The organism is Streptomyces sp. NPDC088812 (assembly GCF_044750285.1).
GTDB lineage: Bacteria > Actinomycetota > Actinomycetes > Streptomycetales > Streptomycetaceae > Streptomyces.
In genome coordinates this window covers 233,509-255,400 of sequence record NZ_JBIVJP010000006.1, presented here as the reverse complement: position 1 = coordinate 255,400, position 21,892 = coordinate 233,509, and the positions used below count along the sequence as shown (strand labels likewise).

The 21,892-nt window shown below is 70.5% G+C and carries 22 protein-coding genes; 19 read left to right on the top strand and 3 right to left on the bottom strand.

Translation table 11 applies throughout. From position 1 onward, the window contains the following. Nucleotides 1–442: 442 nt before the first annotated feature. From ACIP67_RS13365 to ACIP67_RS13350, 4 genes are all read left to right on the top strand, one after another. Nucleotides 443–856 (top strand): hypothetical protein, encoded by a 414-nt coding sequence (locus tag ACIP67_RS13365; RefSeq protein ID WP_389513271.1) that lies wholly within the window; start codon nt 443–445, stop codon nt 854–856. 141 nt (nt 857–997) lie between these two features. After that, entirely contained in the window at nt 998–1,600 is a 603-nt protein-coding gene (locus ACIP67_RS13360; RefSeq protein WP_401691384.1) for a phage tail protein, read from the top strand. A 111-nt stretch (nt 1,601–1,711) separates the two neighbouring features. Then, complete coding sequence (locus tag ACIP67_RS13355; protein ID WP_401691382.1) at nt 1,712–2,002, top strand: hypothetical protein; 291 nt, start codon at nt 1,712–1,714, stop codon at nt 2,000–2,002. A gap of 116 nt (nt 2,003–2,118) precedes the next feature. Next, a complete protein-coding gene (locus tag ACIP67_RS13350) occupies nt 2,119–2,460 on the top strand; it encodes a hypothetical protein (protein ID WP_401691380.1) in 342 nt (113 codons plus the stop codon). A 126-nt stretch (nt 2,461–2,586) separates the two neighbouring features. Here ACIP67_RS13350 and ACIP67_RS13345 read toward each other — a convergent pair whose 3' ends face one another. Beyond that, entirely contained in the window at nt 2,587–3,345 is a 759-nt protein-coding gene (locus ACIP67_RS13345) for a hypothetical protein (RefSeq protein ID WP_401691378.1), read from the bottom strand. 437 nt (nt 3,346–3,782) lie between these two features. On the opposite strand from ACIP67_RS13345, the gene ACIP67_RS13340 reads away from it, so the two are divergent. Further along, nucleotides 3,783–3,995, top strand: coding sequence for a hypothetical protein (locus ACIP67_RS13340; RefSeq protein ID WP_401691376.1), 213 nt, complete (start codon nt 3,783–3,785; stop codon nt 3,993–3,995). A 189-nt stretch (nt 3,996–4,184) separates the two neighbouring features. On the opposite strand, the gene ACIP67_RS13335 is transcribed toward ACIP67_RS13340, so the two are convergent. Then, entirely contained in the window at nt 4,185–4,889 is a 705-nt protein-coding gene (locus tag ACIP67_RS13335; protein ID WP_401691374.1) for a hypothetical protein, read from the bottom strand. A gap of 35 nt (nt 4,890–4,924) precedes the next feature. On the opposite strand from ACIP67_RS13335, the gene ACIP67_RS13330 reads away from it, so the two are divergent. The 14 genes from ACIP67_RS13330 to ACIP67_RS13265 all read left to right on the top strand — a co-directional run bounded on the left by ACIP67_RS13330 (nt 4,925) and on the right by ACIP67_RS13265 (nt 17,853). Next, nucleotides 4,925–5,608: a hypothetical protein gene (locus ACIP67_RS13330; RefSeq protein WP_401691372.1), complete on the top strand. Its 684-nt coding sequence runs from the start codon at nt 4,925–4,927 to the stop codon at nt 5,606–5,608. A gap of 39 nt (nt 5,609–5,647) precedes the next feature. Beyond that, nucleotides 5,648–6,844 carry a phage tail protein gene (locus tag ACIP67_RS13325; RefSeq protein ID WP_401691370.1) on the top strand — a complete coding sequence of 399 codons (1,197 nt, stop codon included), beginning with the start codon at nt 5,648–5,650 and terminating at the stop codon, nt 6,842–6,844. Then, nucleotides 6,841–8,130, top strand: coding sequence for a tape-measure protein (locus tag ACIP67_RS13320; protein WP_401691368.1), 1,290 nt, complete (start codon nt 6,841–6,843; stop codon nt 8,128–8,130). The genes ACIP67_RS13325 and ACIP67_RS13320 overlap by 4 nt, the downstream gene beginning before the upstream one ends. 18 nt (nt 8,131–8,148) lie before the next feature. Beyond that, on the top strand, nt 8,149–9,069 hold the full coding sequence (locus ACIP67_RS13315; protein WP_401691366.1) for a phage distal tail protein: 921 nt from the start codon (nt 8,149–8,151) through the stop codon (nt 9,067–9,069). A 4-nt stretch (nt 9,070–9,073) separates the two neighbouring features. Beyond that, complete coding sequence (locus ACIP67_RS13310; RefSeq protein WP_401691364.1) at nt 9,074–10,267, top strand: hypothetical protein; 1,194 nt, start codon at nt 9,074–9,076, stop codon at nt 10,265–10,267. A 49-nt stretch (nt 10,268–10,316) separates the two neighbouring features. Then, on the top strand, nt 10,317–11,531 hold the full coding sequence (locus ACIP67_RS13305) for a hypothetical protein (RefSeq protein WP_401691362.1): 1,215 nt from the start codon (nt 10,317–10,319) through the stop codon (nt 11,529–11,531). Between the two features lie 25 nt (nt 11,532–11,556). After that, complete coding sequence (locus ACIP67_RS13300; protein ID WP_401691360.1) at nt 11,557–12,747, top strand: hypothetical protein; 1,191 nt, start codon at nt 11,557–11,559, stop codon at nt 12,745–12,747. A gap of 28 nt (nt 12,748–12,775) precedes the next feature. Beyond that, the gene (locus ACIP67_RS13295) at nt 12,776–13,873 is read left to right on the top strand and encodes a hypothetical protein (protein ID WP_401691358.1); all 1,098 of its coding nucleotides are present in this window, start codon (nt 12,776–12,778) and stop codon (nt 13,871–13,873) included. After that, on the top strand, nt 13,870–15,009 hold the full coding sequence (locus tag ACIP67_RS13290) for a hypothetical protein (protein WP_401691356.1): 1,140 nt from the start codon (nt 13,870–13,872) through the stop codon (nt 15,007–15,009). The genes ACIP67_RS13295 and ACIP67_RS13290 overlap by 4 nt, the downstream gene beginning before the upstream one ends. Further along, complete coding sequence (locus tag ACIP67_RS13285; RefSeq protein WP_401691354.1) at nt 15,009–15,722, top strand: hypothetical protein; 714 nt, start codon at nt 15,009–15,011, stop codon at nt 15,720–15,722. The genes ACIP67_RS13290 and ACIP67_RS13285 overlap by 1 nt, the downstream gene beginning before the upstream one ends. A 23-nt stretch (nt 15,723–15,745) precedes the next feature. Then, the gene (locus tag ACIP67_RS13280) at nt 15,746–16,324 is read left to right on the top strand and encodes a hypothetical protein (RefSeq protein ID WP_401691352.1); all 579 of its coding nucleotides are present in this window, start codon (nt 15,746–15,748) and stop codon (nt 16,322–16,324) included. A 102-nt stretch (nt 16,325–16,426) separates the two neighbouring features. Next, nucleotides 16,427–17,332, top strand: a complete 906-nt coding sequence (locus ACIP67_RS13275) for a peptidoglycan-binding protein (protein WP_401691350.1) — start codon at nt 16,427–16,429, stop codon at nt 17,330–17,332. Between the two features lie 27 nt (nt 17,333–17,359). Next, the gene (locus ACIP67_RS13270; RefSeq protein WP_401691348.1) at nt 17,360–17,596 is read left to right on the top strand and encodes a hypothetical protein; all 237 of its coding nucleotides are present in this window, start codon (nt 17,360–17,362) and stop codon (nt 17,594–17,596) included. Further along, a complete protein-coding gene (locus ACIP67_RS13265) occupies nt 17,593–17,853 on the top strand; it encodes a hypothetical protein (protein ID WP_401691346.1) in 261 nt (86 codons plus the stop codon). Before ACIP67_RS13270 ends, ACIP67_RS13265 begins: the two co-directional genes overlap by 4 nt. Before the next feature lie 81 nt (nt 17,854–17,934). Here ACIP67_RS13265 and ACIP67_RS13260 read toward each other — a convergent pair whose 3' ends face one another. Further along, nucleotides 17,935–21,849 (bottom strand): DNA-directed RNA polymerase subunit beta', encoded by a 3,915-nt coding sequence (locus ACIP67_RS13260; protein WP_401691344.1) that lies wholly within the window; start codon nt 21,847–21,849, stop codon nt 17,935–17,937. Nucleotides 21,850–21,892 lie beyond the last annotated feature (43 nt).

Sequence of the window (21,892 nt, the reverse complement as noted above, 5' to 3'; positions counted from 1 at the left end):
ACAGCACCACAGCACCACAGCACCACAGCACCACAGCACCACAGCACCACAGCACCACAGCACCACAGCACCACAGCACCACAGCACCACAGCACCACAGCACCAAGAGCGTGACTTCCTCCCAGCTCTCCGACGCACGCCCCACCTCCCCACCCCGCACACCCCACTCCCCACCTCCCCGACCGCCACTCCCCACCCGCCACTCCCCACCTCCCCCACCTGCACTTCCGCCCCTCCGGCACCTCCCCGCGCAACTGCCACGCCGATTTAGTTGCGTGCGCGCACGCTCGTCTGTCACAGTTGGTGCAGCGGCGGAGCTGTGCCCGCGACGCGGGCCGCACCCGTCGCCGTACGCCGGGCCGAGGCGCCGCGTCCTCCCCCGCCCCTCTCGCGGCGCCCGCCCGGCGGCCTTCCCCTTCTTCCCGGCGAGGTGACCCGGCACATGACCACACCCACCCCACCGAGCGCCTTCCCGGACGTCGAGGCCCTGGTCGTCGACATCCTGGAGGCCGACTCGGCCCTGTCCACGGCGCTCGTCGCCGTGGAACCGCCCGAGAGCTTCGACGGCACGGCCGCCGCCGTGCTCGTCAACCGGCGCGGCGGCGCCTGGGTCGGCGAACTCCACGTCGACCAGCCACTGATCGAGATGGAGGTGTACGGACCGACCAAGCAGGCCGCGCACGTCCTGGCCAACGCGGCCCGCCGCGCGCTGATGGCCGCCGCCGGCAACCGGTACGGCACCAACCTCATCACCGAGGTGGTCGAGGAGGACGGCCCGCGCTGGCTGCCCGACTACCTCTACTCCGCGGCCAACCGCTACGTGAGCGTGCACAAGGTGTACCTGGACGTCTACTGACGCGTCCGGGCCCGGCTCGCCCGAGCGGACCCGCCCCACAGACCGAAGGCCCCGCCGTCCCGGCGGGGCCTTCGCCGTACCCGGAGCCCTCCGGGACGGCACCCCACCCCCAGGCACCACCCCTCTACAAGGAGACCCACCATGGCAGGCACCAACTCCTCCGAGATCCGCATCGCCGGAGTCGGCCGGCTCTACGTCGCCACCGCCGACACCGAGATCCCGACGACCTTCTCCACCGACCCGTCCACCGACTGGGCGACCGGCTGGAAGGACCTCGGCTTCACCAACGGCGAGGGCGTCACCTTCAGCAAGAAGGACAAGCTGGAGCCGGTCGACGTGTGGCAGGCCGTCAGCCCGGTGCACTTCGTGTACTCGGACCGCGACCTGACCCTGAAGTTCTCGCTGCTCCAGTTCAACGAGGACACGCTGCCGTTCTTCATGGGCGGCGGCGCCGTCGAGGCCGTCACCGGCTCCACGGGCGTCTACAAGTACGACATCGCCGACCGCCCGTACGCCGACGTGCGCGCCCTCGGCCTGGAGTTCACGGACGTCCGGGCCGGCGACAGCGCCGGTGTGACCTACCGCTTCGGCATCCCGCGCGGCCAGGTCACGGCGGCGGACGACATCAAGCTGGCCCGCAAGTCGCCGGCCCAGCTCGGCATCACCTTCACGGCGATGGCGGCCACCGACGGCTCGTCGCTCGCCAGCTTCGTGATGAAGGACGCCTCGTACGCCGCGTCCTGACCCACCGGGGCGGGGCGGGGCCCACCCGGCCCCACCCCGCCCCGGGCCCCACCCCCTCTTTTCCCCAGGCTTCCCAGCAGGCTTCCCGGACTCCAAGGAGCACGCATCACCATGGCCCGTTTCGACGTCAACGCCGCCCGCGCCCAGCGCCTCGAAGCCCTCGGCCGCACCTGGTCGTTCGAGCTCGACGGCGACACCTTCACGCTGCCCACCGAGCTGACCCGCGCCACCGCCCGCGCCCTGCGCGAGCTCGACGACAACGACGTCGACGGACTGCTCGGCCTGCTGATGGGCGAGGACCAGTTCGCCCGCTTCGCCCAGCACGAGATCACCATGCAGGACATCGCCGCCATCCTGGAGGCCTACGGCAAGGAGACCGGGCTCGGCCTGGGGGAAGGCTGAGCCTCGTCGGGTTCGTCGACGAACACGCCGAGGCCCTCGAAGCGGACCTGCTCCGCTATTACGGCATCGACCTGCTCGACTGGCACCGCGACCGCCTCTCCGCGCGGCGGCTCGCGGTGCTCATCAAGCACCTGCCACGTGACAGTGCCGTCAACCGGGACCTGTACGGGGAGGCCGCCGAGTGGTCGGTGACGGACCATCTGCTGGCCGCAGCCGTGGATCATCTGGCGGCGGCCAACTGGATGTTCGCCTGCGTCAACACCGCCGAGGACGGGGACCAGCCGGAGCCTCCGGTGCCGGTGCCACGGCCGGGCGACGGGACGGACGACGGGGACGCGGACGTCTCCACCGGTACGCCGTCCGACCCGAACGCCCCGCCGGGAGACCGGTCCCCCGACGGGGGCGACGGCCGGGGCGGGGCGCCGTCCGCCGCCCAACTGGCGCGGTTCTTCGGCTGACTCCGGGCCGCGCACGAGCCGGATCGCCGGACCGCCCCGCCCCTGCGCACAGTCGGCGGGGGTCCGCACGCGGCAGGACGGTTCCGGGACGGCCGGGCCACGCGTCGGCCCACCGCACTCGGTGGCTCAGCGCGGACCCGGCGCCCCCGGCTGCTCATCCCGCCGACGCCCGCCGGCCCGGCCCTCCAGGTCGTCGGCGAGCGCGCGGGCCCGGTCCGACAGCCGACGCCGTTCGTCCCCCCCGACGCCCGGGAGGTCGGGCGGCTCCGCCGACGACCGGTCACCGGGTTCCGACCGCCGTCCCCTGTCCCGGCCGGCTCCCGGCCCGGTCTCCCCGGGCCGGTCCAGCGGGGGCACGCTGGGGCGGCCGTTGCGGCGGACCACCGGACGCCGTTCCGAGGGAGTCGGCCGCTTCTCGCGCACCTCGCGGGCGGAGAGCAGGAAGTCACCCGACCCGCCACCGCTCCGCTCGGCCGGGTCGTCCTCCTCCGCCGCCCGCGACGGCGGCGGGGGCGAGGGCGGCGGGGGCACCGGCGTCCCGTCCGCCACCGACCGCTCCCGCTCGCCCCGCTCCTCTACTCGCGTCACCTCACTCGGAGGCCGCAGCAACTGGACGTACGGCAGCGGGATCACCTCGCCGCCCGGTGCGCCGTCGGGCCGGCGGGCCCGGCGCGGCCGGCGGCCGGTGCGGGCGTCCTCCTGCCCCTGGAGGTAGGCGGCGGTGATCCGCTCCTCGTACGCGCGCCGGATCGCGGGGAGCTGCTCGGCGACGACGTCGGCCCAGCCCGCGCTGTAGGCGGCCATCTCCCGTCGGTCGAGCTCGGCGCGGGGCAGGACGACGAGGTCGCTCGGGTCGTGGCCGAGACGGAGCACGAGTTCGGACACGCGGGCGATGAGGTGTGGCAGGTCCGAGGCCTGTTCGAGCCAATCGATCACATGATCATGTCGCGCGTTGCTCGCGTCGCCGTCCACCCCGTGATGCCCTGCCCTCGTCCTTGCCCCATCGCGCCCCCCGCGCGAGGACGGCCGCCCCGTCGCCGTCCACCGTCGTCCGACGGCCCCTCAGATCAACTGCCGGGCCTGCTCGTTCACTCCCTATTCACCGACGTGAGAACCGGGCGGATCCTACTCCACCTACCTGACACGACCTCCACCGCACCCCGTATCGCCGCAGGTCCGGCCCGCGATGCGACGGAGAGTCCTCGACAAACACGGAACGGCACCACAGGATTACTCGTACACTAGTTCGAACACACGTTTCGAACGCCCCAGGGGCGCCACCTGTACCACAGCCCAGCGGACAGACCGGAAAGCAGGCCGACATGGCGACTGGCACGAGCAACTCCCCGAAGCAGCCGATCGACACCTACACCCGCCTCGCCCACCTCCTGCACACCACGGCCCCCGACCGCGAGGCCCTGGTGGACCGGGTGTACGAGGAACTGCTCGCCCGGGAGTCCCGCGCCTACGCGGCCGGCTGGTCGGACGCGCTGACGGAGGCGCGACGGGCCACCACCCGTCCGCGCCGGCCGTAGCAGCCGTACGCCGGGGGCGTCACACCCTGATCGCCCGGCGGGCGGAGCCGCGACCCGCCCGGGCGAGCCACCGCCACCCGGCGAAAACCCGTCCGGACCCTTGCCGTCCACCGCGCCGACCGGGGCCTCGGCCCTCACACCTCAGGCAACCTCGGACCTCAAGCGTCAGGCGGCCTCAGACCTCAGACCTCAGGAAGCGAACGCGATAAAGGCGTGGCCCGCCGCTATGCCGCCGACCAGCGCCAGCGCAGCCTCCGCCGTGAAGAGCGTCCATTGCCTCTTCTCACGCCGCGTCCGGGGAACGACGCGGCCCGCCCGCAGCGCCTCCGGGGAGATTCCCCGCTCTCGCACGAGCCTTCTGCGCTGCTTCTTGGAGTCCGGAAGCACTTCCAGGACCCAGAACAGCTCTTTCAGTGCCTGCGTGAATCCGCCACCGTTCCGAGCACCGGAGAGGACGCCTCGGAGCAGGAACACGAAGAGGCCGAGGAAGAGAATCGCCGCCATCCCGTTGAGTACGGTCCAGCCCACCCCTCGGGCGTTGGGCACGTTGACTGCGAACACCACGGCGGACCCACCCGAGCCATACAGGAATGCGAATCCGCCGTACGTTGCGACCGGACCCACCCACCCGCGCAGGCCGTGCAGCCATCCGATGAGGGAGATTCCGAGGATCACCGACGGGGCTCCGATCGCCAGAGCTCCACGCCCTCCCTCACATGCCGGCCCCAGGTGGTATCCGCAGTTTCCCAGCCCACTCAGCCGGTCGAACAACTCGATAAGGAGTGTGGCACCCCAATAAAGGATGAACACTCCGCATATCACCAGTAGATGACGCATGGGCAGGTGTCCACCTGCTTCGCCCCGCCCCGAAACCTTCCCGCTCTGGATGCCCATTCGCGTGATCGTACCAGGAGGGAGTGGCTTCCACCATGGCCACACCAGCAGATGTAGAGAAAGTCAAAGAGACCCTGTCCCAGGAGGACAAGCGACTCGACGGCGAAATCAAGAAGAAGGTCGACAAGACAGAACTTGCCTTCCTGACCGAGGAGAAGAAGAAGGAGCAGGCAGCCAAGAAGAAGGAGGAGTCCGAGTACGAAAAGTCCCTCAAGAAGCTCATTGCGGACGAGATCGAGAAGGCCGGCGAGTCGGCCTGGAAGCCGGACACCAGGTGGTACAAGACGCCTGAGTTCATGGGCTTCGTGTCCGGTCTCACGGGCAGCCTCATAGGCGTCACGTTCATCAAGTACGACTTCGCCATCTTCGATGTCACGGAGAAGGTCAACCGACTCACGCTCCAACTCGTCAACTACATCACGAAGAGAACCCAGTACGACCGCCAGTTCCTGACCGCTCAGCAGAAGGACGAGCGGAAGCTGAACTCCAGGTTCTCCTCGATAGAACACCGCCTGTCGCGTTCCATGAAGAACGCCAACAAGCGCATCGGGGCCGTGGAGCTGCGGGTCGCCAAGATCGAACGCTCTCAACGTGACGTCCGAAGCCGCATGGGGTCGGTCCCCACTTCGCCGGGATCCATACCGCAGGCCCACAACGCCGCGGATGAACTCAACCAGCTGCACACGCGCATCAATGCTCTGGTCGCGGCCATCGGTTGACCAAAGAATTCATGCCCCAGCTTCAAGGATTGGTGAGAAATGTCTTTGGTGCGATCTCTGAGCAAAGCGTCATCGTCGTTCAAGGACTTCAAGGACAGGGCCCAGGACGCGGGCCGGGCCACGGACGGACTGAAACAGAAGGCCGACAGCACGGAAGGCCGGCTCAAGCAGCTCAAGACGGCGGCACAGGGGTCCGGGAACGAGCTGAAGAACCTCAAGACCGCCTCCGACCAGGCCGAGAAGTCCATTTCCAAGGCGGGCAAGACCGGCTCCACCGCCGGTAAGAACCTCGGCAAGTACGAGTCCGGGGCGAGCAAGGCGGCCAAGGGCCAGGACAAGATGAACAAGTCGATGAAGGGCAACTTCTTCGGCATGCTCATGGACCTGCTCATGCCGCTGATCCAGAAGGTCGTCGAGATGGCGACCAAGTCGAAGACCATGCAGAAGGTGTTGCAGACCGCCTTCGGCGTCATCAAGTCCGTGATCAGCACCGTGATGAAGGCCATCGGGCCGATCATGAAGAGTGCGGCCAAGCTGATCAAGTCGGTCTGGAGCGGCATCAAGACGGCGATCTCGGCGGTCGTGAAGGCCGTCGCCACCGTCATCAAGACCTACGTCGCCATCTGGAAGAAGGTCATCACCACCGCGCTGAACGCGATCAAGACGGTCGTCTCCAGCGTCTGGAAGGGCATCAAGGCCGTCATCTCGCCCGTCGTCAACTGGGTCAAGTCCGCCATCCCGAACGCCTTCCGGGCCGTCAAGGACAAGCTGTCCAGCATCTGGGGCGGCCTGAAGGGCATCGCCGGCCGCGCCTTCGACGGCATCAAGAGCGCGGTGAAGGGCCCGATCAACGGCGTCATCGGCATCATCAACCGCGCGATCGGCGCCCTCAACGGCATCAAGGTGTCGATCCCCGGATGGGTCCCGGGCGTCGGCGGCAAGACCTTCGGCGTCAGCCTGCCGCGGATCCCCATGCTGGCCACCGGTGGTGTCGTCCTGCCCCGCTCCGGCGGTGTCCCGGCGATCCTCGCCGAGGCCGGTGAGGCGGAGGCCGTCCTGCCGCTGAGCAAGCTGGACCGGCTGCTGAAGCGGGCCGCCGCCCAGGGCCCGGCCTTCGCCGGAGCCGGCGGGTCGAGCGGCGGCGCGCTGAACATCGAGCACTACTACGCGGCCGAGGACACCAGCCCCCAGCGGACCGCCGACGCCCTGATGTTCCTGGCGAAGGCGCGCGGATGAGTGCCGCCGCGATATCGGCGGGGGGCCTGTCGGCCAACCCGCTCGCCGGCATCGCTCCGGTCCTGCAGTCCTTCCGATCCGCCCTGGTGCAGAGCAACAGCACCCTGCGTTCCTTCACCGACCGGATCAAAGGCGCCGCCACCGGCGCCGGCCGGATCGGCACAGCCGCTTCCGGGAGCAGCGCCGCCCTGCGCCCGTTCAAGACGTCCGCGGACGCCGCCGCCCGCTCCGTCACCCGCACCGGCCAGTCCGCCACCACCGCCGCCACCGGCATCAAGGACGTCGGCGGCAACGCCCAGCGCTCCGCCAAGACCCTCGGCAATCTCAAGTCAGCCGCCGCCGGCATCCTCTCCATGGCCGCCGGCCTCATCGACGTCGCCGGCCTGGTCGGCGACCTCATGGGCACCTTCGGCACCGCCATGACCATAGGCGCCGGCGTCATGCTGATCATCAACGCCCTCACCCGCGCCAACCCCATCGGCTTCGTCACCGGCCTGCTCCTCCCGGTCGCCGGATGGCTGATCGACCTGGCGCTGAACTCGGAGACCGGGCAGCGGCTGATGGAGCAGCTCGCCACGCTCGTGCTGAAGTACGTCGAGGGCTACCTGACCGCCATGACCCCGCTGCTCAAGGCCATCGCGAGCGCGGTGAACATCTACGTCACCGCCTACCTGGGCGTGATCACCACCGCGCTCACCGTCATCGGTGCCCTCGTCGGCACCGGGTTCGCCGTACTGAAGGCGCTGACCACCGGGGACACCCGGGCGCTCAGCGGCAAGGTGTCGTCGGTCTGGCGGGGGTTCAAGGACCGGATCAAGCCGGCCCTGACCTGGATCACGAAGGACGTCCCCCGGATGTTCACCCGGGTCAAGGAGGCGACCTCCCGCACGCTGAACGCGCTGGGGCAGTTCGTCACCACGGGCGCCCAGACGTTCGCCGGTGTGGTCAAGGGGCCGATCCAGGGCCTCATCGCCTTCGCCAACTGGGTCATCGACAAGCTCAACGGCCTCAGCTTCAGCCTGCTCGGCAAGAAGTTCGGCGTCGACATCGACAAGATCCCGATGCTCGCCGAGGGCGGCGTCGCCGTCCCGGGCGCCTCCTCGCGGGCGGGCCGGGTGCTGCCGCTGACCGACCTGGAACGCCGGCGCGCGCTCGCGCGCAGGCGGCGCGTGTCCGCGGCCCAGGCCCCCCACCGCGTCAAGGAGTTCCACGAGACCCGCGGCGCCGGCGCCCGCTCCACCGCCGAAGACCTGCTCTTCCTCGCATCCGCCCACGCCTGCCCCTGACAGTGAGGTGACGGCCCGATGGCCGAGACGACCACAACCGCATCCACAGACGACGTGGCCCCCGGCTCACTCATCACCCGCGACGGGCAGATGCAGTGGGCCGGACTGCTGCTGGGCCCCGGCACGCCGTACGAGATCGACCGCGGCGGCCTGACCGGCTGGGAGGACCTGCCCGAGTACGACTCCTCGGACGCCGACCACCCGACCGCGCACGGCGCCTGGCCGGGCGCCCGCTACGCCAAGCCCCGCAAGGTCGGTGCCACGGTGTGGACCGTGCCGGCGGGCAGCGGCAGCGACTCCTCGCTCACCGCCACCCGCGCCCTGCGCCAGGCCCTGCTGCTGGGCGACGCCGAGCGCTGGCTGGCCGTGCGGCTGCACGGCGAGACCCTGGCCGTGCGGGCCCGGGTCAGCCAGCGGGTGCTGGCCGCCGACCGGACGTACACCACGCAGGGCGTCTCCCGGGCGTCCGTGCAGTGGTACGCCACCGACCCGCGCCGCTACTCGGTCACCGAGCAGACCGCCGTCACCGGTGCCCCGCAGCCGGAGAGCGGTCTGACCTGGCCGCTGACCTGGCCGCTGTACTGGGGCCAGGCGGCCTCCACCGGTGACGTCAACGCCGAGAACTCCGGCTCCGCGCCCACCCACCCGGTGGTCACCTTCACCGGGCCGTGCGCCAACCCGACCGTGACGGACCGCTCCTCGTCCCGCCGGCTGCGCTACCAGATCACGCTCGCCGCCGGCGACGAGCTCACCGTCGACACCGCGGCCGGGACGGTCACCCTCAACGGCACCGCCTCCCGCCGCAACACGGCCGCCGCCGACAGCAGCCCCGAGGAACTGTTCGCCTTCGATCCGGGCCGCGCCCAGCTGGCGTTCCGCCCCGACACCTACGACACCGGCGCCCGGATGACCGTCCGCTGGCGCGCGGCGGAGTGGTGACCCCATGACCGTGCGAGCGGCCTGGCTCACCGAGACCGGCCAGACCCGGGAGGACACCCGGGTCACGCTGTCCGGTCTGCTCACCCCGAACGCCCTGGTGGCGGAGAACGTCCCGCTCAAGGCCCGGGGCGGCATCGTCCCCGGCGGCTTCGCCCTCACCGGTACCACCGGGGCGATGTCCTTCACCGTCGGCCCCGGCCGCGCCTTCGTGCAGGGCGGCCGGACCGGCCAGGGCGCCTACCCGGTGGCCGTGACCGAGCCGGAGACCCTGACGGTGACCGACGGCGACGCCCAGTACGACCGGATCGACCTCGTCGAACTCGTCGTCCGGGACGACGTCCACGACCTCAGCGGCGCCACGGAGGCCGCCGTCCGCCTGGTCACGGGCGTCCCCTCGGCCACCCCGGTGGCGCCGACCAGCCCCGACGGCAGCGCCCTGCCGCTCTACCTGGTCAAGGTGCCGGTCGGAACGTCCGCCGGTTCCGGCGGCGTGAACTGGACCGGCGCGGTCACCAACCTGCGCTACCCGACGGTGGCGCTCGGCGGGATCGTCCCGGCGAGCGGCTTCAACGGCGCGTACGCCGGCCAGTACCGGGACAACTCGGGCGTCCTGGAGCGCTGGGACGGCACGGCCTGGGTCGCCTACCCCCGGGCCCTCGGCGGCATCGCACCGTCCGGCGCGCTCACCACCGGCAGCCATGTCGGCCAGTACCGCGAGGACGCCGCCGGACTGCTCCAGCGCTGGAACGGCTCGGCCTGGCAGTACGCGGAGGGCCGTACGACCGTGCTGCTCAGCGTCTCGCAGACCACGGCGCAGTCCGTGCCCACCGGCGTGTGGACGCAGATCAGCATGCAGAGCACCGACGTGGACGACGCCGTCGGCTGGTCGGGCTCGAACACCTACACGGTGCCCAGGGCCGGCTGGTGGCGGGTGTCGGCCACCATCACCTGGTACACGGAGTCCACCACCGGCAACCGCGGCGCCCGCGTCTACGTCAACGGCGCCGGCGTCCCCCGGGTCACCTGGCTGACCGGCGCCGGTCCGGGCGCGACCAGCATCGGCGGCAGCGGCCTGGTCAGGCTGACGGCCGGCGACAAGCTCGCCCTCTACGGGATGCAGCAGTCGGGCTCCACCATCACCACCCTCGGCGGCTCCGGCTACGCCACCAGCCTCACGGCCGAATGGCTCAGGTCCTGACGCCCCCTCACCTTCCCCACCGTTTCCGGAGATCACAGGAGACCAGCAGATGAACCTGCGCAGCTCATGGGTGGCCGAGACCGGCCAGACCCGCGAGGACACCCGCCTGACCCAGATCGGCGCGACCACCCCGGCCAACCCGCTGGAGGTCCGCTCCGGCATCCTGCCCGGCTCCTACGACGGCCTCTACCGCCTCGCGGGCTTCTGGCTGGAGGGCAACGCGGGCACCATGAACGCGACCGTCCACGAGGGCCGCGCCGTCATCCAGGCCGACGGCAACCAGGGCGCCTACCCGGTCACCCTCGCCGAGCCGATCGCCCTCACCTTCGCCGACGGCCAGGCCCAGGACCGCTACGACATGGTCGTCCTGCGGATCTACGACGACCTGTACGACGACCTCGGCGAGACCAGGGCCGCCGTCGAGATCATCCAGGGCGCGCCGGCCGCCGAGCCGGTGGTGCCCGCGCTGCCGGACATCGTGCTGCCGATCTACCAGGTCCGGGTCCGGGCCGGGATCAGCGCCGGCGCCGGCGGCATCAACTGGAACAACGACGCCGTGGACCTGCGCACGCCCACCGTCGCGATCGGCGGCATCCTGCCGGCCGTCGGCGACACCGGCAACGGCGCCTACCCCGGCCAGTACCGGGACTCCGGCGGCGCGCTCCAGCGCTGGGACGGGTCCGCCTGGGTGTCGTACCCGAGCGCGCTGGGCGGGATCGCCCCGGCCGGCACGGTCACCGCGGCCAGCTACACCGGCCAGTACCGCGACAGCTCCGGCGGACAGCTCCAGCGGTGGAACGGCTCGACCTGGGTGTCGTACCAGCCGGTGCCGGCCTGGACCGACTACACGCCCAAGTGGGGCGCCGACACCGGCACCGCGCCCGCCATCGGCAACGGCACCCTGGCCGGCTCGTACCTGAAGACGGGCACGGCCGTACACGTCCGGATCTACCTCAAGATCGGTTCGACGACCAACCTGTCGGCCCAGGACGCCAACGGCAACTGGACCTTCTCCCTGCCGGTCGTGCCGGTCTCCACGGCCTGGAAGCTGGACCTCCGGTCGATGCACGCGATCGCGTACGACACCTCCGCGAGCCTGTCCTACCCGGGCAACGGTTCGCTCGGCATCACGAGCGGCGTCGGCCTCGTCCGCCTCCGCGACAGCCGGTCGACCGCCATCGACATCTGGGACAAGGGCTTCCCCTTCACCTGGGCGAGCGGCGACGTGCTGTCGATCCACGGCACCTACGAATCCGCCTCCTGACCCGGCCGCACCCGAAGGAATCGACATGAACGCACGTTCCGCCTGGCTGTCCCCCGACGGCCAGACCCGCGGGGACACCCGGGTCACCCAGGTCGGCGCCGTCACCCCGGTCACCGACGCCAAGGGACGCTCCGGTGTGCTGCCGGGCTCCGAGGGCGGCCAGTACCGGCTCACCGGCCTGTGGCTGGCCGGCACGGCGGGCACCATGTCCGCCACCATGAGCGTGGGGCGGGCGGTGATCCAGTCGACGATCGCCCGCGGCGCCTACCCGGTCGCCGTCACCGAACCGGTCACGCTCACCTTCACCGACGGCAACCCGCAGTACGGCCGGATCGACCTGGTCGTCCTGCGGGTGTACGACCACGACCACGACGGCCTGGGCCGTTACGAGGCCGTCGTGGAGATCGTCGAGGGCGAGGCGAAGGCCCTGCCCGTGGCGCCCGACGCCCCGGACGCCTCGCTGCCGCTGTTCACCGTCGCCGTCGCGGCGGGCCTGAGCGCCGGCACCGGCGGCATCGCCTGGGACACCGCCCGCACCGACCTGCGCCCCACCACCGTCGCCGTCGGCGGCATCCTGCCGACCCGCTCCGACGACACGGCAGCCGGCGGCTACCCCGGCGCCTACCGGGAGGTCGCCGACGTCCTCCAGCGGTGGAACGGGTCCGCCTGGGTGCCGTACCCGAAGGCCGTCGGCGGCATCGCACCGGCCGGCGCGGTCAGCACCGGCGCCTACACCGGCCAGTACCGCGACTCGTCCACCGGCACGCTCCAGCGGTGGAACGGCTCGGTGTGGGCGCCGGCCGTGACGACCCCGTGGTTCACCTCGTCCCTCGACGCCGGGTCCACCACGTCCACGACGTACACGGCAGCCCTGGTCGAGACGACGGTCACCGCGCTGACGCTGAACTTCACCGCCCCGGGCACCGGCGCGGTGCTGCTGCACTTCGGCGCCCGCATCTCGACGAAGGACAACAGCACCGCCACCGCGTTCATGGCCCCGCAGATCACCCAGGGCAGCACGGTGGTCTTCACGCCGAACGACGAGTACGCGGCCTCCTACGGCGGCCCGGTCGCCGGCTCGGTCGCGACCATGTGGCGGCTGTACGGCCTCACGCCCGGCACGGTCTACACGATGACCGCCATGCACCGCTCCAGCGACGCCGCGGTGACCTGCTGGTTCGACAACATCTTCATGCGCGTCGACCCGACCGCCTGACCCCTCCCCTCACGACAAGGAGCTGATCATGCCCGTACGCTCCGGCTGGCTGTCCCCCGACGGCCAGTCCCGAGAGGACACCCGGCTCGTCTCGCTCGGCGCCCTCACCCCGACCTCGCCCGTCGCCACCCGCTCCGGCATCCTGCCGGGCTCCTCCGACGGCCAGTACCGCATCTCCGGCTTCACGCTGACCGGCACCAGCGGCGCCATGAGCGCGACGGTCAGCCCCGGCCGGGCCGTCGTGCAGAGCACCGACACCCGGGGCGCCTACCCGGTCGCCCTGACCGAGTACCTGCCCCTCACCTTCAGCGACGGCAACCCGCAGTACGGCCGGATCGACCTGGTCGTCCTGCGGGTGTACGACCACGACCACGACGGCGAAGGCCGCTACGAGGCCGCCGTCGAGATCGTCGAGGGCACGGCCGCCGCCCTGCCGACGGTCCCCACCGCGCCCGGCCTGTCCCTCCCGCTGTACGAGGTGCTGGTCCCCGCGGGCACCAGCGCGGGCACCGGCGGCATCCCCTGGGCCACGGCGCTCACCGGGCGCCGCACGGCCACGGTCTCGGCCGGCGGCATCCTGCCCGTCACCACCGACACCACCAACGGCGCCTACCCCGGCCAGTACCGGGACCTCAACGGCCAGCTCCAGCGCTGGAACGGCACCGCCTGGGCCGACTACCCGGTCCTGCCGACCTGGCAGAGCTGGACGCCGGCGTGGACGACCAACAGCGGCCTCGCGGCACCGTCGTACGGCAACGCCACGGTGAGCTGTCGGTACGTGAAGTCCGGCAGGACCGTGCACTGCAACTTCGCGATCGTCTTCGGCAGCACCACCAGCTTCGGCACCAGCCCGGCCACCACGGACAACTGGCGGTTCTCCCTGCCGGTGCCGGCCTCGGGCGCCCAGTCGGTCGTCGGCTTCGCCGAACTCGGCGTGGACAACACCACCCGGATCGTCTCGCGCGTGCAGATCCCCACCACCACCACATTCGAACTGGTGATCTCCACCGGCCGCTCCAGCGGGGTCGCGCTCACCAACACCGGTCTCGTGGACTCCGTCTCACCGTGGACCTGGGCGAGCGGGAACTCCGTCCTCGGCACCGCCACCTACGAGGCCGCCTCATGACGACGATCAACACCCCCTACCGCGCGATCTTCTGCGACCTGCTCACCGACCGCACCATCGACATCCTGCCGCTGCGCGACGTCACCGTCGACGACTACATCGGCAAGGCCGGCTCCCTGTCGGGCACCATCCCCGTGCCCGACGCGGCGATGGCCGCCCGGGTCCGCCGCATCGAGGAGGGCCGCACCTCGGTGTACCTCCAGCGCGGCGACGACCTGTGGTGGGGCGGCATCATCTGGACGTCCACGCTCCAGAGCGACGACCGGGGCGTCCTCACCCTCGGCATCCAGGCGGCCACGTTCGAGTCGTACGCGGGCCGCCGCCGCATCCGGGCGACCACCGACGCCTACGACGCCGCGTACAAGCTGGACTTCGCCGACCAGTACCAGTTCGACATCGTCCGCGGTCTGTGGACCGATCTCCAGACCGCGCTGCCGGGCGGCGGCATCGGCGTCACGTACGGGACCGAGCACTCCGGGGTGAAGCGCTCCGTCACCTACCGGGACGGCGACGAGACCGTCTACCTGGAGGCGATCGACGCGCTCGCCTCCCTGGAGAACGGCTTCGAGCACCACATCGCCGTCTACCGCGACCCGGCCACCGGGGCGCGGGTGCGCCGGCTGCGCCTGGGCAGCCCCAGGGTCGAGATCGGCAGCAGCGACCTGGTGATGGACCGGCCGGGCACGATCCTGTCGTACTCCTTCCCCCGCGACGCCACCCGCGGCGGCACCACGTCCCGCGCCCGCGGCGCCTCCGTCAACACCAACCAGGCCGAGGAGTCCCGGCCGCTGACCTCCAAGGTCGCGGTCGCGACGGACCTGATCGAGAAGGCGGGCTACCCGCGCATCGACCTGTCCTCCGACCACAACGACATCACCGACCCCGACACCCTGAACGCCCTGGCCGGCGCGGAACTGGACGCGGGCACCGGCGCGGTGGTCATCCCCGAGATCACCGTCCGCCTCGACGACCTGGTGCCGCCGGCGCTGCTCGGCCGCACGGTCCGGATCCGGATCACCGACGAGTGGTGGACCGAGGGCCTCGACGCCCGCTACCGGATCATCGGGGTCAAGGTGAGCCCGGCCCAGCGGGGCCGTCCCGACACCGCCGAGCTCTACCTGGAGGAGGCCGCCTGATGCCCCAGCTCCCCGAAGACATCATCGACCGGCTGACCCAGATGGAACGCCGGATCCAGCAACTGTCGACGGCCGTCAACAACCGGCCGGCGCTCAACAAGGTCTCCGGCGGCGGGGTGGAGATCACCGACGGCGGCTACCTGGTCGTGCGGCCGCCGGGCGGCGGTGCGGCCGTGTTCGCGGTCGGAGCGTGGAGCGGCGACGAGTACGGCATGGCGATCCGCCGCCAGACCGGTTCCCTCGCGATGAGCCTGCACGACGGGCACGGTTCCAGCACCGCGCTCCAGCCGCTGCGGATCTTCGACAACGGCGGCCGTGAGGTCTTCGCGGACGACGTCGTCAGCGGGGGCCTCGCCCGGCCCTGGCTGCCCATGCTGCCCCCGCAGGACAGCACGGTCACCCGCTGGCCGCAGACCACGGCGGCCGCCTACACGACCATCGCGATGTCGTACAACATCGTCTGGCAGCCGAGGATGCGGCTCCTGGTCCACACGAAGGCCAGCTCCGGAGGGGCCGGCTCCGTACAGGTGCTCGTCAACGGCAACCCGTGGGGCACCGCCGTCACCGCCGGCTCCAACTTCGATCACTCCGATCTGATCAGCGACGACTTCTCCTCGGTCTGGGGCACCCTGCTCAAGGTCGAGATCCAGGCACTCGCCACGGCCGGAACCGTCTACGCCAACCCCGTGCTCATGTACGGCCGCCAGAGCTGACACCCGAGGAAGGGACCGCACCCATGGACATCGACACCAGCCAGCCCTGGGGCCTCGCGATCGACTTCGCCGGCCGCGCCACCCTCGTCGAGGCGGGCCACACGGTCCACGTCAACGTCACCGACACCAGCCTCAGCGACATCATCGCGCCCGACTCGATCACCGGCACCTACTCCCCCGTAAACGTCACCGCCCAGTTCAGCGAGACCGGGGAGGAGGGCGCCGTCCTGCGCGGCTACGGCCGCGTCACCGTCATGCCCGTCGGCACGGACCCGGTCGTCCCCGACCAGACGGCCGTCCAGCGGGCGGTCGCCGCCGCACTGGCGGACTTCCAGGCCCACACGGCGGCGTACGTGGCGCTGTGCGCGGCGTGGACACCGGACGACGGCAGCGGTGACGGCGACGACGGCTCGGACACCGGCGGCGAGACCGACCCGACCACGGGCACGGACACCGGAACGGGCACGGACACCGACACAGGTACCGACACGGGCACCGACGACAGCTCCGGCACCGACACCGGGACGGACACCACCGTCGACACCGCCACCGAAACCACCACCGAAACCACCAACGAAACCACCACCGACACCACCGTCTGACACCGCCGATCCCGCTCACCCCCACCGCACCACCCCCGACCCCGAGCCGCCCCCACCGGCCGGGGTCTTCTCATGCCCGCACCACTCCGGGAGGCACCGCCCATGGCCAACCCCCTCTCCGCCACCGCCCTCGTGTCCGCGCTGCGGGCCGAGGGCGTCACCGTCGTCGAACACGACGGCTGGCGCACCAACAACCGTAATCACAAGGGCAGTTGGGGCCCGGTCAACGGTGTGGTCGTCCACCACACCGTCACCACCGGCACCAGCTCCACCGTGAGCCTCTGCTTCAACGGCCACTCCGACCTGCCCGGCCCGCTCTGCCACGGCGTGATCGCCAAGGACGGCACCGTCCACCTCGTCGGCAACGGCCGCGCCAACCACGCCGGCGCCGGCGACCCCGACGTCCTCGCCGCGGTCGCCGCGGAGAAGGCGACGCTGCCCGCCCCGAACCAGCGCACCACGGACGGCAACACCCACTTCTACGGCTTCGAGTGCGTCAACCTCGGCGACGGCAAGGACCCGTGGCCGGAGGCGCAGCTGGAGGCGATCGTGCGGGCCTCGGCCGCCCTGTGCCGGGCGCACGGGTGGAGCGCCCGCTCGGTCATCGGCCACAAGGAGTGGACCAGCGCCAAGATCGACCCGCGTGGCTTCGCCATGTCCGACCTGCGCTCCCGCATCGCGGCCCGTCTGACCAAGGCCACCACCACCCCCGCGACCGGCTCGACCTCCGGCTCCGGCTCCGGCTCCGCCAAGCCCACGTACCAGCCCTTCCCGGGGGCCGACTGGTTCAAGAAGAAGCCGAAGTCGGCGATCGTCACCGCGATGGGCAAGCGCCTGGTGGCGGTCGGCTGCTCGGCGTACGCCGAAGGCCCCGGACCCCAGTGGACCGAGGCCGACCGGGCGTCCTACGCCAAGTGGCAGCGCAAGCTCGGCTACAGCGGGGCCGACGCCGACGGCTGGCCCGGCGCGACGTCCTGGGCCGCGCTGAAGGTCCCGTACAGCTCCTGATCACCGCACCAGAGCGAGGTACCCCCCATGTCAGTGGCCGCGAAGCGGGCCCTGCGCACCGTTCTGCAAACCGCCGTCGGCCTGTGCGTCCTGCTGCCGACGGTCGTCGACACCGTGGGCGTCCCCGAGACCCTGCCCTGGGTCGCCGGAGCCCTGGCCGTGGCCGGTGCCGTGACCCGCGTCATGGCCCTGCCGGCCGTACAGGCCCTGCTGCCGTCGTGGCTGCGCACGGAGACCCCGCACAGCGAAAAGAGCGACGTGTGAACGAACCCCTCTCCGATCCGGCCGCGGTCGCCGTGGAGCTGGAGCGGCTGCGCGGCACCGTGGAGGCCGGCTTCGCCCGCGCCGACGGCCAGCTCGCGCTGCTGGTCCAGCGCAGCGACCAGACCGACAAGCAACTGGCCGACCACGAGCAGCGCCTCGACGCCCTGGAACGCTCCCGCTGGCCGGTCGCCAGCATCGGCGCCCTGGCCGCCATGGCGACGGCGGCCGTCGCCGCCTGGGAGCTCACCGGCCGCTAGGGCCTGTCACCCCCACGCACGCCGAAGGGCGGTCCCCCCGTACGTGACGTACGGGGGGACCGCCCTTCGACTCATTCCCGCTTACTGGTTGTACGGACCGTAGTCGTAGTCCTCCAGCGGAACGGCCTGGCCGGAGCCCGTGCCGAACGGCGAGTAGTCGATGTCGTCGTAGCCGACGGCCGAGTACATCGCGGCCTTCGCCTCCTCGGTCGGCTCCACCCGGATGTTGCGGTAGCGGGACAGACCCGTACCGGCCGGGATGAGCTTACCGATGATGACGTTCTCCTTGAGGCCGATCAGGGAGTCGGACTTGGCGTTGATCGCCGCGTCCGTGAGGACCCTGGTCGTCTCCTGGAAGGACGCCGCCGACAGCCACGACTCCGTGGCCAGCGAGGCCTTGGTGATACCCATGAGCTGCGGACGACCGGAGGCCGGGTGACCGCCCTCCTGCACCACACGACGGTTCTCGGTCTCGAACTTCGAGCGCTCGACCAGCTCGCCGGGCAGCAGCTCGGCGTCGCCGGACTCGATGATCGTCACACGGCGCAGCATCTGCCGGATGATGATCTCGATGTGCTTGTCGTGGATCGACACACCCTGCGAGTTGTACACCCGCTGGACCTCGCCGACCAGGTGGACCTGGACGGCACGCTGGCCCAGGATGCGCAGCACGTCGTGCGGGTTCTGGGTACCCACGGTGAGCTGCTGGCCCACCTCGACGTGCTCGCCCTCCTCGACCTTCAGACGGGCGCGCTTCGAGATCGGGTACGCCGTCTCGTCGCTGCCGTCGTCCGGCGTGATGACGATCTTCTTGGTCTTCTCGGTCTCCTCGATCCGGACGCGGCCGGAGGCCTCGGAGATCGGGGCGACACCCTTCGGGGTACGGGCCTCGAAGAGCTCGACGACACGCGGCAGACCCTGGGTGATGTCGTCACCGGCCACACCACCGGTGTGGAAGGTACGCATCGTCAGCTGGGTACCGGGCTCACCGATGGACTGGGCGGCGATGATGCCGACCGCCTCACCGATGTCGACCAGCTTGCCGGTGGCCAGCGAGCGGCCGTAGCACATGGCGCAGGTGCCGACGGCGGACTCGCAGGTCAGGACCGAGCGGGTCTTGACCGTCCCCACGCCGTGCTTGACCAGCTCGTCGATGAGCACGTCGCCGAGGTCGGTGCCGGCCGGGGCCAGCACCTTGCCGTCGACCACGATGTCCTCGGCGAGGCAGCGCGCGTACACGGACGTCTCGACGTTGCCCGTCTTGCGCAGGACACCGTCCTCGCCGCGCTCGGCGATCGCCAGCTTGAGGCCGCGCTCGGTGCCGCAGTCCTCCTCGCGGATGATGACGTCCTGGGAGACGTCGACCAGACGACGGGTGAGGTAACCGGAGTCGGCGGTCCGCAGCGCGGTGTCCGCCAGACCCTTACGGGCACCGTGCGTGGAGATGAAGTACTCCAGCACGGACAGACCCTCACGGAACGACGCCTTGATCGGACGCGGGATCGTCTCGTTCTTCGCGTTCGACACCAGACCACGCATACCGGCGATCTGACGCATCTGCATCATGTTGCCTCGTGCACCCGAGTTCACCATCATGAAGATCGGGTTGGTCTTCGGGAAGTTGTCGTTCATCGCCTCGGCGACCTCGTTGGTCGCCTTGGTCCAGATCGCGATGAGCTCCTGCGTGCGCTCGTCCTTGGTGATCAGACCGCGCTCGTACTGCTTCTGGACCTTCTCGTCCTGCGCCTCGTAGCCGCGGACGATCTCCTTCTTCGCCTCGGGGACGACGACGTCGGAGATGGCGACGGTCACACCGGAGCGGGTGGCCCAGAAGAAGCCGGACGCCTTCAGGTTGTCGAGCGTCGCCGCCACGATGACCTTCGGGTAGCGCTCGGCGAGGTCGTTGACGATCTCGGAGAGCTGCTTCTTGCCGACCTCGTAGTCGACGAACGGGTAGTCCTCGGGGAGCAGCTCGTTGAAGAGCGCACGGCCCAGCGTGGTCTTCAGACGGAAGCTGTCACCCTGCTGCCACTCGGCCTCGCCGAGCTGCTCGTCGCCTTCCTCCGGCGCCGGCGGGGTCCAGCCGCGCGGCGGGATGGTGCCGACCGGGAAGCGGATGTCGATCTTCGACTGGAGCGAGAGCTCACCCGCGTCGAAGGCCATGATCGCCTCGGCGACGGAGGAGAAGGAGCGGTCCTCGCCCTTGACGTCCCGCATCTCGCCGTCGGTGGTGAGGAAGAACAGACCGAGGACCATGTCCTGGGTCGGCATCGTCACCGGCCGGCCGTCGGCGGGCTTGAGGATGTTGTTCGAGGACAGCATCAGGATGCGGGCCTCGGCCTGCGCCTCCGCGGACAGCGGCAGGTGCACGGCCATCTGGTCACCGTCGAAGTCCGCGTTGAACGCGGTGCAGACGAGCGGGTGGATCTGGATGGCCTTGCCCTCGACCAGCTGCGGCTCGAAGGCCTGGATGCCGAGGCGGTGCAGGGTGGGCGCGCGGTTCAGCAGAACCGGGTGCTCCGCGATGACCTCTTCCAGCACGTCGTACACGACCGTGCGGCCGCGCTCGACCATGCGCTTGGCGCTCTTGATGTTCTGCGCGTGGTTCAGGTCGACCAGGCGCTTCATCACGAACGGCTTGAAGAGCTCCAGCGCCATCGCCTTGGGCAGACCGCACTGGTGCAGCTTCAGCTGCGGGCCGACGACGATCACGGAACGCGCCGAGTAGTCGACTCGCTTGCCGAGCAGGTTCTGGCGGAAACGACCCTGCTTGCCCTTCAGCATGTCGCTGAGGGACTTCAGCGGGCGGTTGCCGGGGCCGGTGACCGGACGGCCACGACGGCCGTTGTCGAACAGCGCGTCGACGGCCTCCTGGAGCATGCGCTTCTCGTTGTTCACGATGATCTCGGGCGCGCCGAGGTCGAGAAGCCGCTTCAGGCGGTTGTTCCGGTTGATGACACGGCGGTACAGGTCGTTCAGGTCGGAGGTCGCGAAGCGGCCACCGTCCAGCTGCACCATCGGACGCAGGTCCGGCGGGATGACCGGCACGCAGTCGAGCACCATGCCCTTGGGGCTGTTGCTGGTCTGCAGGAACGCGGAGACGACCTTGAGGCGCTTGAGCGCACGGGTCTTCTTCTGGCCCTTGCCGGTGCGGATGATCTCGCGGAGGCGCTCGGCCTCCTCGTCGAGGTCGAAGGACTCCAGGCGCTTCTGCAGCGCCGCGGCACCCATCGAGCCGTCGAAGTACGTGCCGAAGCGGTCGCGCAGCTCGCGGTAGAGCAGCTCGTCGCCCTCCAGGTCCTGGACCTTGAGGTTCTTGAAGCGGGTCCACACCTCGTCGAGACGGTCGATCTCGCGCTGGGCGCGGTCGCGCAGCTGCTTCATCTCGCGCTCGGCGCCTTCGCGCACCTTGCGGCGCACGTCGGCCTTGGCGCCCTCGGCCTCGAGCTCGGCCAGGTCGGTCTCGAGCTTCTTGGCGCGGGCCTCCAGGTCGGCGTCCCGGCGGTTCTCGATCTGCTGCCGCTCGACGGAGACGTGCGCCTCCAGGGAGGGCAGGTCACGCGTACGGCGCTCCTCGTCGACGTACGTGATCATGTACGCCGCGAAGTAGATGACCTTCTCCAGGTCCTTCGGGGCGAGGTCGAGCAGGTAGCCCAGCCGCGACGGAACGCCCTTGAAGTACCAGATGTGCGTGACGGGAGCGGCCAGCTCGATGTGGCCCATCCGCTCACGGCGCACCTTGGCGCGGGTCACCTCGACGCCGCAGCGCTCACAGATGATGCCCTTGAAGCGGACACGCTTGTACTTGCCGCAGTAGCACTCCCAGTCCCGGGTCGGACCGAAGATCTTCTCGCAGAAGAGCCCGTCCTTTTCCGGCTTGAGGGTGCGGTAGTTGATGGTCTCGGGCTTCTTGACCTCACCGTGGCTCCACTGACGGATGTCGTCAGCGGTGGCCAGGCCGATCCGGAGCTCGTCGAAGAAGTTGACGTCGAGCACTATGCGTCAATCCCTCTCAGGGTTGTAAGTCTGTGGTCTGAAA

Bases quoted from the DNA above. Each gene is read 5' to 3' on its own strand.
- ACIP67_RS13290 (WP_401691356.1), top strand. From the start codon at position 13,870: ATGACGACGATCAACACCCCCTACCGCGCGATCTTCTGCGACCTGCTC.
- ACIP67_RS13330 (WP_401691372.1), top strand. From the start codon at position 4,925: ATGGCCACACCAGCAGATGTAGAGAAAGTCAAAGAGACCCTGTCCCAG.
- ACIP67_RS13320 (WP_401691368.1), top strand. From the start codon at position 6,841: ATGAGTGCCGCCGCGATATCGGCGGGGGGCCTGTCGGCCAACCCGCTC.
- ACIP67_RS13295 (WP_401691358.1), top strand. From the start codon at position 12,776: ATGCCCGTACGCTCCGGCTGGCTGTCCCCCGACGGCCAGTCCCGAGAG.
- ACIP67_RS13285 (WP_401691354.1), top strand. From the start codon at position 15,009: ATGCCCCAGCTCCCCGAAGACATCATCGACCGGCTGACCCAGATGGAA.
- ACIP67_RS13355 (WP_401691382.1), top strand. From the start codon at position 1,712: ATGGCCCGTTTCGACGTCAACGCCGCCCGCGCCCAGCGCCTCGAAGCC.
- ACIP67_RS13340 (WP_401691376.1), top strand. From the start codon at position 3,783: ATGGCGACTGGCACGAGCAACTCCCCGAAGCAGCCGATCGACACCTAC.
- ACIP67_RS13325 (WP_401691370.1), top strand. From the start codon at position 5,648: ATGTCTTTGGTGCGATCTCTGAGCAAAGCGTCATCGTCGTTCAAGGAC.
- ACIP67_RS13335 (WP_401691374.1), bottom strand. From the start codon at position 4,889: ATGGGCATCCAGAGCGGGAAGGTTTCGGGGCGGGGCGAAGCAGGTGGA.
- ACIP67_RS13275 (WP_401691350.1), top strand. From the start codon at position 16,427: ATGGCCAACCCCCTCTCCGCCACCGCCCTCGTGTCCGCGCTGCGGGCC.
- ACIP67_RS13360 (WP_401691384.1), top strand. From the start codon at position 998: ATGGCAGGCACCAACTCCTCCGAGATCCGCATCGCCGGAGTCGGCCGG.
- ACIP67_RS13305 (WP_401691362.1), top strand. From the start codon at position 10,317: ATGAACCTGCGCAGCTCATGGGTGGCCGAGACCGGCCAGACCCGCGAG.
- ACIP67_RS13280 (WP_401691352.1), top strand. From the start codon at position 15,746: ATGGACATCGACACCAGCCAGCCCTGGGGCCTCGCGATCGACTTCGCC.
- ACIP67_RS13300 (WP_401691360.1), top strand. From the start codon at position 11,557: ATGAACGCACGTTCCGCCTGGCTGTCCCCCGACGGCCAGACCCGCGGG.
- ACIP67_RS13310 (WP_401691364.1), top strand. From the start codon at position 9,074: ATGACCGTGCGAGCGGCCTGGCTCACCGAGACCGGCCAGACCCGGGAG.
- ACIP67_RS13270 (WP_401691348.1), top strand. From the start codon at position 17,360: ATGTCAGTGGCCGCGAAGCGGGCCCTGCGCACCGTTCTGCAAACCGCC.
- ACIP67_RS13315 (WP_401691366.1), top strand. From the start codon at position 8,149: ATGGCCGAGACGACCACAACCGCATCCACAGACGACGTGGCCCCCGGC.
- ACIP67_RS13365 (WP_389513271.1), top strand. From the start codon at position 443: ATGACCACACCCACCCCACCGAGCGCCTTCCCGGACGTCGAGGCCCTG.